Annotated in this window: 8 protein-coding genes; 3 read left to right on the plus strand and 5 right to left on the minus strand. The window is 65.4% G+C overall.

Annotated elements, in window-relative coordinates:
• Positions 1-123: 123 nt before the first annotated feature.
• From F2P46_RS38665 to F2P46_RS34680, 5 genes are all read right to left on the minus strand, one after another.
• Positions 124-1,509: a tetratricopeptide repeat protein gene (locus F2P46_RS38665; RefSeq protein ID WP_166898913.1), complete on the minus strand. Its 1,386-nt coding sequence runs from the start codon at positions 1,507-1,509 to the stop codon at positions 124-126.
• A 232-nt stretch (positions 1,510-1,741) separates the two neighbouring features.
• Complete coding sequence (locus F2P46_RS34665) at positions 1,742-3,754, minus strand: TonB-dependent receptor (RefSeq protein ID WP_166898915.1); 2,013 nt, start codon at positions 3,752-3,754, stop codon at positions 1,742-1,744.
• A 98-nt stretch (positions 3,755-3,852) separates the two neighbouring features.
• Complete coding sequence (locus tag F2P46_RS34670) at positions 3,853-4,182, minus strand: hypothetical protein (RefSeq protein WP_166898916.1); 330 nt, start codon at positions 4,180-4,182, stop codon at positions 3,853-3,855.
• Between the two features lie 21 nt (positions 4,183-4,203).
• Positions 4,204-4,857, minus strand: coding sequence for a 3'-5' exonuclease (locus F2P46_RS34675; RefSeq protein ID WP_166898917.1), 654 nt, complete (start codon positions 4,855-4,857; stop codon positions 4,204-4,206).
• A 10-nt stretch (positions 4,858-4,867) separates the two neighbouring features.
• A complete protein-coding gene (locus F2P46_RS34680; protein WP_166898919.1) occupies positions 4,868-6,118 on the minus strand; it encodes an Hsp70 family protein in 1,251 nt (416 codons plus the stop codon).
• A gap of 194 nt (positions 6,119-6,312) precedes the next feature.
• Between F2P46_RS34680 and F2P46_RS34685 the strand changes: the two genes are divergently transcribed.
• The 3 genes from F2P46_RS34685 to F2P46_RS34695 all read left to right on the plus strand — a co-directional run bounded on the left by F2P46_RS34685 (position 6,313) and on the right by F2P46_RS34695 (position 9,401).
• Positions 6,313-7,383 (plus strand): LacI family DNA-binding transcriptional regulator, encoded by a 1,071-nt coding sequence (locus tag F2P46_RS34685; RefSeq protein ID WP_166898920.1) that lies wholly within the window; start codon positions 6,313-6,315, stop codon positions 7,381-7,383.
• Positions 7,384-7,538: 155 nt separating this feature from the next.
• Entirely contained in the window at positions 7,539-9,134 is a 1,596-nt protein-coding gene (gene ctaD / locus F2P46_RS34690) for a cytochrome c oxidase subunit I (RefSeq protein WP_166898922.1), read from the plus strand.
• 51 nt (positions 9,135-9,185) lie between these two features.
• Complete coding sequence (locus tag F2P46_RS34695) at positions 9,186-9,401, plus strand: DUF2244 domain-containing protein (RefSeq protein WP_166898924.1); 216 nt, start codon at positions 9,186-9,188, stop codon at positions 9,399-9,401.
• Positions 9,402-9,517 lie beyond the last annotated feature (116 nt).

A 9,517-nucleotide genomic window follows, 5' to 3' on the forward strand; every position in this document is an offset into this window, starting at 1 on the left:
GCGCCATTCGATGCCCCGTTCAATCGGGTAGGGCATCCATTACCCGCGACCATCGAAAACACTGCCGACGAGGTTTCGTATCGTCCAGCCAGCAACGCACTGGCAGTTCATGAAACATTCAGGCTAGTGCCCGGCGCCGGGCGCCTTGGCGGACCCGGCACGGGCCATACGCCACTGCTGCGACTGGTCAACCGCCGCGCCGATCTCGGCCGGGGTGAGGCGGCGCGCCACGATGCTCTTGTTGGCGTTGGCCGTCTCGTCGCCGGCGTCGGCCGCCAGCAGCATCCACATGTAGGAGCGCACGGCGTCGCGTTCGACCCCGCGCCCGCTGTTGTACATGCCGCCCAGGTTGTACTGGGCCAGCGCATGGCCCTGCTCGGCCGCCTGGCGGTACCAGCACACGGCCATGGCGTCGTCCTGCGGCACGCCCTGGCCATTGGCATACATGACGCCGAGGTTGTTCTGGGCGCTGGCGTCGCCCTGCTCGGCGGCGCTGCGGTACCAGTGCACGGCCTGGACGTCGTCGCGCGGGACGCCCTGGCCGCTGGCGTAGATCACCCCCAGGTTGAACTGGGCGATGGCCGCGCCCTGCTCGGCCGCGCGGCGGTACCATTCGAGGGCGCGCAGCTCGTCGCGCGGGGTGCCGCGCCCGTTCGCGTACATGCTGCCCAGGTTGTACTGGGCCAGCACGTGGCGCTGCTCGGCGGCGCGCGCGTACCATTGCAGCGCGCGCGGCTCGTCGCGCTCGACGCCCTGGCCGTTGGCCAGCATCACGCCCAGGCTGAACTGGGCATCCTTGTCGCCCTGCTCGGCGGCGCGCTGCAGCCAGGCGATGGCGCGCAGGGGATCGGCGCGCACGCCGAGCCCGTCGGCGTAGGCCACGCCCAGCTGGCGCTGCGCCATGGCGTTGCCCTGCGCGGCGGCCTGGCGGAACCAGCACAGCGCCTGTTCGTCGTCGCTCTCGACTCCCTGGCCGTATTTGTACATCAATCCCAGGTTCAGCTGGGCCGAGGCGTCGCTCTGCATCGCCGCCTTGCGGAACCAGGCCATGGCCAGCGGATAATTGACCGGCGCGCCCTGCCCCGACAGATAGCACTCGGCCAGCAGGGTCTGGGCGCTGCCCACGCCCTGTTCGGCGGCGCGGTAGAACCAGGTCATGGCCTGCTCGTGGCATTGCCCCACCCCGCGCCCCTTGCGGAACATCAGCCCCAGGTTTTGCTGGGCCGAGGCGTCGCCCTGCTCGGCGGCCTGGCGGAACCAGGCGGCGGCCTCGGTATCGTTCTTGGGAACCCCGCGCCCGTGGTAATACATCGAGCCGAGGTGGTTCTGGGCGAACGCCAGTCCCTGCTGGGCTGCCTTGCGCAGCCAGCCGACCGCCCGCCCGTATTCGCCATCTTTCTTGTACATCAGCCCCAGGTTGAACTGGGCGTACGCATCGCCGCGCTCGGCTGCCTGGCGGAACCACATGTAGGTTTGATAGTTCTCGCGAATAGTATTCTGGCGGTCCATGCTTCATCCTTCGGCGCCAAGGCCGTTGAAACTACAGAAATATTGGGCTGCAACAGGCAACAAGCGACCTGAGAAGTATTGCTAAAATTCTAATAGAACAAGAGTGCCGGAGTTTGACTGGGCACAAGCGTCATAGCAGGTTGTCACGTTAAGGGGGCATGAAAAAACCCCGCTGAGATCGCTCTCGGCGGGGTTTGGTTTCAGCCTGAAACAAATTTGTGCTTGCGCTTGCTTAAAACTTGGTGCGAACGCCGAACAGGAAATTTCGGCCGGGCAGTGGCGAAACATCTTTCAGTACCGAGGTCGACAGCCGGATATCCTCGTTCAAAAGATTGCGCGCGATCATGAACCAGGTCAGGTCAAGCGTGCCCATGCGCTGGGTCCAGGACACATTCGCGCCCAGCTGGGTGTAAGCCGGGGTCGCATGCTGCTCGAAACTGGCGAGCCGGTCCTGGCTTTGGGCGCGCACCACCGACATGCCGGCGCGCAAGGGGCCGCTGCGGTAGCCGGCGTCGGCGCCGATGCGGGCGGCCGGCTGCAAGGGCAGGCTGCCGCCGTGATCGAGCTTGCCGCGTGAGGTGTCGGCAAAACCGCGCAGGGACAGGCCCTCGCCGTGCTGGTTGTAGCTCACTTCCGCTTCAGCGCCGCGAATGCTGGCGTCGGCTTGCTGGTAGATGCGCTGCAACAGCTCCTCGCCCGGATTGCCTTCTTCGTCGACCAGGGCGCCGCTGATATTGCCGTAAATGAAGTCCTTGACCTTGTTCTCGAACACATTGGCCTTCCAGCGCACCAGGCCCGTGACCTTTTGCAGCGACAGTTCGATATTGCGCGAGGTTTCCTTCTTGAAGTCGGCATTGCCGATATCGAAGGTCTGGGTGGCGTCGTGCGGGCCGCCCGAGTACAGTTCTTCGGTGGCCGGCGCGCGCTGCGCCACCGACACCGTCGCGCCCATGCTGTAGCCCTGGGTGAACGGCCACTGGGCGCCGACCGAGTAGGAACCGAGGTCGAACTTGCGCTCGACGTTGCCGAGCGGGGTGCGCTTGACCGATTCCAGGCGCGCGCCTGCGTTCACGCGCAGCGGGCCGACATCGCGTTCCTCGACCAGGAACAGCGCGCTCGACATCGAGTGCGTGACCGGCACCGTGTCCGGCCCGCCTTCGCCGCTAAGGGCGCTGAAGTGGGCGTTTTCGGTCTGCACGCCGAACGTGCCGTGCCAGCCGGCCAGCGGCGCATGGGTCAGCTCGGCGCGGGTTTCGAGGGCGCGGTTGGTAAACAACACTTCCGGCTTGTTCTCGTCGTCAAGCTCGGCATGCTCGTAATCGGTGTAGCCGAACTTGAGCTTGATGGTTTCGACCCCGCCGAACGGCTTGTTGAACAAGGTATCGGCATCGTAGCGGATCTGCGACTGGTCGATCTGCGAGCCTTCCAGGGTCGGAATGCCGTAGCGGTTGTTCAGGGTCGAGACCGACACGCCGGCGTGGCCCCAGTCGCCGACGAGCGAAGCGCCGGCGCCCAGCGTATCCTGGCGGGTGAACGATTGCGGCAGGCGGCCGGAGGCGGACGAGGGATCGTTCAGCACGCGGTTGTCGGGAATCTTGTAGTCGTCGGAGCGGCGGATATTGCCATCGATGTGCAGGCCGATGTTGCCGACCGCGCCATCGAGCGAGCCGGAGGCGCTGCGGCCCTTGTCGACCGTGCCGTAGCGGGTTTCCAGCTGGCCGGCCGGATTGGCTTCGAGCGCGGTCGGGATCCGTTCGTTGACCACGTTGACCAGGCCGCCGATGGCGCCCGAGCCGTACAACAAGGCGGCCGGGCCGCGCAGGATTTCGATCTGGCGCGCCACGGCGCCGTCGGCCGAGACCGCGTGATCGTTCGACAGGCCGGACACGTCGGCCACGGCCATGCCGTTTTCCAGCATTTTCACGCGCGCGCCTTCCAGCCCGCGGATGATCGGGCGCGAGGCGCCGGCGCCGAAACCGGAGGCCGATACGCCCAGTTCCTGCGACAGCGTTTCGCCCAGCGAGCCGCCGAGTTTGTCGCGCAATTCATCGCCCGACAAGATCTTGGTGGGTGTCAGGATCTGGTCGCCTTCGGACTTGCCGAACGGATTGGCGGTGACGATCACCCTGGGCACGACGGGATCGGCGACGCCGGCGGCAGCGGCAGCGACCTGCGCGTTGGCGTAATTAAGGGTGGACAGGGCGGACAGGATCGCGCTGGCAAGCAGCGTACGTTGGACATTCATGTGAAAACCTCAAGCAAACAAACAGTGACAGACAGGCGCGCGCCGGCCGCGAACGGCATAGCGAAGCGCACATACATAAAGGGGGATGGAACTGGCTGTCAGGCCTGGGGTGGAGCGCGTGGTTCGAACGCGCGCAGGGAGCGCGCGCGGGCGCCCTGGGGAGCGATGGCCGCCGCCAGCGTGGCGCCGGGGTCGGTAAAGGCAAAGCCGTGCGCATGGCTGGCCAGCGGCCCGGCCAGCTGGGCGAAGGCCAGGCACTGGTCGCAGCGCTGGTCCTGGGCCACCGCGCGCGCGAGCGCACTGCCGTCCTGGTGCGACGTTATCTGTTGCGCAGAGCTCCAGTGCGACATCACGTGCGAGGTCGCCATCTGCTGAGACATCAGCAGCAGAAGCGACAACACAATACGAATGAAGGACTGGCGGGTCATGGTGCCAATATTGTAAAGCGATCAGGCGGTTTGTGGCGGATTTTCTGCCAAGCGTGCCGCATCGGCCATCTGGCGCAGCCAGGCCGGCACCTTGACCGCGCTCAGTTTGTTCATCGACACCAGCAACTGCGGCGCGACCGAACCGAAGCCGTAGGTCTGGCCCAGATGCCCGGCGATGTGGATCAAGAGGTCGGCCGCCACTTCGGCATCGGCCTCGGCCCGGTGGGCGGCGCTGCGGAAACGAATCCCGAGCTGGCCCGAGAGCAAGCCGAGTTTGTAGCTCGACAAGCCCGGAAACACGCGGCGCGACAGTTTGAGCGAACACACCAGCCCCTGATGACCCGGAACCAGGCCCAGCCGCCCGGCCTCGGCGTGCAGGAATTTTTCGTCGAAGCTGGCGTTATGGGCCGACAAGGCATCGCTGCCGATGAACTCCAACAATTGCGGCAACACCCGTTCGACCGGCGGCGCGCTGTCGACCATCGCCTGCGAAATGCCGGTCAGGTCCGAAATGAAGGGCGGAATGTACGCTCCGCAATTGACCAGGGACACAAAACGCTCGCTCACGCGGCCGTTGACGATGCGCAGGGCCGCCACTTCGGTGATCCGGTCGCCACAGGCCGGCGACAAGCCCGTGGTCTCGAAATCGAGCATGACGATCGGTTTCTCGAACACGGCGCGCCCCCTAACCGAACTTGCGCACGGCGTCGAGCGCGAGCCCGGCGCCGATGCTGCCGAACAGGTCGCCTTCGACCTTGCGGGCCTTGGGCACCAGCGCGCCTATGCGTTCGCGCAACATGCGCACGCCGCTCGATCCGCCCGTGAAGAACACGGTGTCGACCGCGTCCGGCGAGACGCCGGCATCCCTCAGCAGTTTCAGCACGGTCTGGTCGATATTGCCGACCAGGTGGCCGATGGCGTCGTCGAACTCGCTGCGTTGCAGCAGCAAGTCGACCGGCGGCGACAGGCGGTCGAGCGCGAGCGTGTAGCTTGCCGCGTCCGACAGCGCGATCTTGCCTTCTTCGACCTGCATCGCCAGCCAGTGGCCGGAGCGCTCTTCGATCAGGCGTTGCAGGCGGCCCAGCTTGTCCGGCTCGCGGGCGTCGCGCGCCACATCGGCCAGTTGCGCCGCCGCCTTTTTGGTGTAGGCCAGGTTGATGGTGTGCCAGGTCGCCAGGTTGAAGAAATAGCTCGATGGAATCGCGCTATTGTTGTTCAACAGGGTCTGGTAACCGAGCAGCGGCATCACCGAAGTCAGGCTCAGGTATTTATCGAAGTCGGTGCCGCCGATGTGCACGCCGCCGGTGGCCAGGATGTCGTCGCGCCGCTCGGCCTTCAAGGCTCGTTCGGGCGACAGGCGCACCAGCGAAAAGTCCGAGGTGCCGCCGCCGATGTCGGCGATCAGGACCAGTTCCTCGCGCCGGATCTGCGACTCGTAGTCGAAGGCGGCCGCGATCGGCTCGTACTGGAACGCCACGTGCTCGAAGCCGACCGAACGCGCCACCTCGGCCAGGGTATCCTCGGCCAGGCGGTCGGCGGCAGCGCTGTCGTCGATAAAGAACACCGGACGGCCGAACACGGCCGAGGTGAAGGTGCGCCCCGCTTCGCGCTCGGCGCGCCGCTTGACCTCGCCGATGAAGTGCGACATCAGCATGCGGAACGGCAATGCGCGTCCGCCGACCTCGGTCTGGCCATCGATCAGGCTGGTCCCGAGCAAGCTTTTGAGCGAGCGCATCAGGCGCCCTTCATAGCCCGCAAGATAGCCTGCCAGGGCCGCGCGGCCATAGCTGACCTCCTCGTCCTCGGCGTTGAAAAACACCACCGAGGGCAAGGTTGCCTTGCCATCCTCGAGGGCGAGCAGGGACGACTGACCGGGGCGGACCCAGCCTACTGTTGAGTTTGACGTTCCGAAATCGACGCCGCAAGCATTCGCCATGGTACCCTTTAGATTAAGGGGCGATATTATACCAGAGCGCGCCTGAAACGGGCATTCCCGTGCTTTGTCTCCGTGGCGCAACTGAAATCGGCCTGTATCGCCGCGCGACATTACTCAACAGTAAAGATATTGCCATATGGCAAGTCAGTGGGCTACACTGGGCAATCCGGTAAGGATTGTTACCCAGAAGAACAATGACCCACACGCCACCGCACAATCCCAGCATTGCCGACGTCAAGCAGCTGATCCACAGCGAAGCGCGCCGCGTCACGTCCTACGACGTAGCCAGCGCGGCCGGAGTGTCGCAGTCGGCCGTGTCGCGCTGCTTCAAGCCGGGCGCCAGCGTGTCGAAGGCGACCTATGCGCGCGTGATGCAGGCCGCCACCGCACTCGACTACACACCGAATGCGGCCGCGCGCAGCCTGATCACGCGCCGCTCGAACCTGATCGCGGTGGTGCTGTCGGACATCGTCACCCTGCACTATCCACAGATCCTGTCCGAGCTGAGCCGGCAATTCGGCCAGCAAGGCATGCGCGTGCTGCTGTTTTCGCTGGCGCGCGAAGGCGATATCGGCGCCACCCTGGCCGACATCTGGCAGCACCAGGTCGACGGCGCGGTGCTGGCCGCCACCCTGAGCGCGGCCCAGGCGGCCGAGTTCGAGCGGCGCAGGATTCCCTTCGTGCTGTTCAACCGCACCCTGCGCGAAGGCGCAGTCAACGCGGTCGTGTGCGACCAGGTGCAAGGGGCGCGCCTGCTGGTGTCGCGCCTGGCCGCCGCCGGCCACAAGCGCTTCGCCATGATCGACGGCCCGCACGATTCGGCCATCGCGCAGGACCGCAAGCGCGGCGTGGCCGCGCGCCTGGCCGAACTGGGACTGGCCGCGCCGCTCATCGTCAGCGGCGACTACGACTACGCCAGCGGCGGGCGCGGCCTGCGCGAGATCATTGCCGGCCTGGGCGGCTTGCCGGACGCGGTCATGTGCGGCAACGACCTCATGGCCATCGGCTGCCTCGACACGGCGCGCCACGAGCTGGGGCTGGACGTGCCGGGCCAGCTGTCGGTGACCGGGTTCGACGGCATGGCGCCGGCCGGCTGGCTCAGCTACAACCTGACCACCCTGCGCCAGCCGGTGCAGACCATGACGCTGGCGGCCAGCGCCATGCTGACCGGCCTGATCTGCTCAAGCGGCGCCTGCCCCGAGCGGCGCGTGTTTTCCGCCGCCGTGGTGGAAGGCGCCACGGCGCGGCTCGGACCGGGCGCCTGAGCGCGGCCGGCGTGCGCGCATGACGCCGCCGTACGCCGCGAAGAGTTCCCTGAAAACGCCGTCGTTTGAGCCTCGCCAAGGGCCGCACGGCGCGCAATCGTGTGCCGTGCGGCCCTCGTTATAGTCATCCGTGACACCGACGCACGGAGAGCCTGATGAGCGTATCCATCCTTCCCGGCCAGCGCGAACTGGCCCACGACGAACCGCATACCCAGCCGCACGGCTGGCGGCGCTGGCTGTACGCGACCAACCACAAGGATATCGGCACCCTCTATCTATGGTTTTCCCTGGCCATGTTCATGGCCGGCGGCGTGCTGGCCCTGCTGATCCGGCTCGAACTGTTCCGGCCCGGCCTGCAATTTTTCTATCCCGAGCTGTACAACCAGTTCCTCACCGTGCACGGGCTGGTGATGGTGTTCGGCGCCATCATGCCGGCCTTCGTGGGCTTCGCCAACTGGATGATCCCGCTCCAGATCGGCGCGTCCGACATAGCGTTCGCGCGCATGAACAATTTCTCGTTCTGGCTGCTGCCGCCGGCCGCGCTGCTGCTGCTGGGCGCCTTCTTCAGCGCCGGCGGCGCCACCGCGTCGGGCTGGACCATGTATCCGCCGCTGTCGCTGCAGATGGGTCCGGGCATGGACCTGACCATCTTCGCCATCCACCTGATGGGCGCCTCCTCGATCATGGGCGCGATCAACATCATCACCACCATCCTCAACATGCGCGCGCCGGGCATGACCCTGATGAAGATGCCGATCTTCTGCTGGACCTGGCTGATCACCGCCTACCTGCTCATTGCCGTCATGCCGGTGCTGGCCGCCGCCGTGACCATGATGCTCACCGACCGCCACTTCGGCACCACCTTCTTCAATGCGGCCGGGGGCGGCGATCCGGTCCTGTACCAGCACGTCTTCTGGTTCTTCGGCCACCCCGAGGTGTACATCATGATCCTGCCCGGCTTCGGCATCATTTCGCAGGTCATTCCCGCCTTTGCACGCAAGAGCCTGTTCGGCTACGCCTCGATGGTGTACGCCACCGCCGCCATTGCGATCCTCTCGTTCATCGTCTGGGCGCACCACATGTTCACCACCGGCATGCCGGTGACAGCCCAGCTGTTCTTCATGTACGCCACCATGCTGGTGGCGGTGCCGACCGGCGTGAAAGTGTTCAACTGGATCGCCACCATGTGGCGCGGCTCGCTGAGCCTGGAAACCCCGATGCTGTTCGCGATCGGCTTCATCTGGGTATTCACCATCGGCGGCTTGTCCGGCGTGCTGCTGGCGGTGGTGCCGATCGATATCCAGGTCCACGACACCTATTACGTCGTGGCCCATTTTCATTATGTGCTGGTGGCCGGTTCGCTGTTCTGCCTGTTCGCCGGCTTTTACTACTGGGTCCCGAAGTGGACCGGGCATATGTACAACGAGGGGCGCGCCAAGTTTCACTTCTGGAATTCGCTGGTATGGGTCAACGTCACCTTCTTCCCCATGCATTTCTTGGGCCTGGCGGGCATGCCGCGCCGCTACGCCGACTATCCGACGCAGTTCACCGACTTTCACATGCTTACCTCGGTCGGCGCCTGCTTGTTCGGGCTGACGCAAGCGTATTGGCTGTTCGCCGTGGTGCTGCCCACCGTACGCGGCGGCGAGAAGGCGGCCGCCAAGCCATGGGATGGCGCCGAAGGGCTGGAATGGACGGTGCCCAGTCCCGCCCCCTTCCACACCTTCGCCACGCCGCCGCTGATCAAATAGCCCATCGGCGAACGCCGCCGATAACACAGCGAACAAGCGCATGGCATAAGAATGAAACAGGAATGGCTGCTGAAGAAGAATTGCTCGATGGCGGCGCTGCTGCACTACGCGCGCCATGCGGGCGACTACGAAACCGTTGCGTTCAGCGAGGGCGGCGTGGTGGTGGAACGGGTCGAGGCGGGCAAGCTGGAGCGCATCCGGCTGGAAGCGTGCTGGAAGCGCATCGCCATGCCCGACAGCAGGCGCGGCCTGATCGCGCTAGCCTGAATTTTGCATAAAAAAGGGCAAGAATGCCGTAAGTGATTGATAAAATGTGAGTTATCCATAAAACACAATTTCAACACGAACGCACCTTGCCCGGCATGAATTCTACCTCAGAGCAG

Source organism: Massilia sp. CCM 8734, assembly GCF_011682155.1.
Classification (GTDB): Bacteria; Pseudomonadota; Gammaproteobacteria; order Burkholderiales; family Burkholderiaceae_D; genus Telluria_A; species Telluria_A rubra.

What these genes read in the sequence shown, in the direction of transcription:
- F2P46_RS38665 (WP_166898913.1), bottom strand. Translation starts at nt 1,509, where the DNA reads ATGGACCGCCAGAATACTATTCGCGAGAACTATCAAACCTACATGTGG.
- F2P46_RS34665 (WP_166898915.1), bottom strand. Translation starts at nt 3,754, where the DNA reads ATGAATGTCCAACGTACGCTGCTTGCCAGCGCGATCCTGTCCGCCCTG.
- F2P46_RS34670 (WP_166898916.1), bottom strand. Translation starts at nt 4,182, where the DNA reads ATGACCCGCCAGTCCTTCATTCGTATTGTGTTGTCGCTTCTGCTGCTG.
- F2P46_RS34680 (WP_166898919.1), bottom strand. Translation starts at nt 6,118, where the DNA reads ATGGCGAATGCTTGCGGCGTCGATTTCGGAACGTCAAACTCAACAGTA.
- F2P46_RS34685 (WP_166898920.1), top strand. Translation starts at nt 6,313, where the DNA reads ATGACCCACACGCCACCGCACAATCCCAGCATTGCCGACGTCAAGCAG.
- ctaD (WP_166898922.1), top strand. Translation starts at nt 7,539, where the DNA reads ATGAGCGTATCCATCCTTCCCGGCCAGCGCGAACTGGCCCACGACGAA.
- F2P46_RS34695 (WP_166898924.1), top strand. Translation starts at nt 9,186, where the DNA reads ATGAAACAGGAATGGCTGCTGAAGAAGAATTGCTCGATGGCGGCGCTG.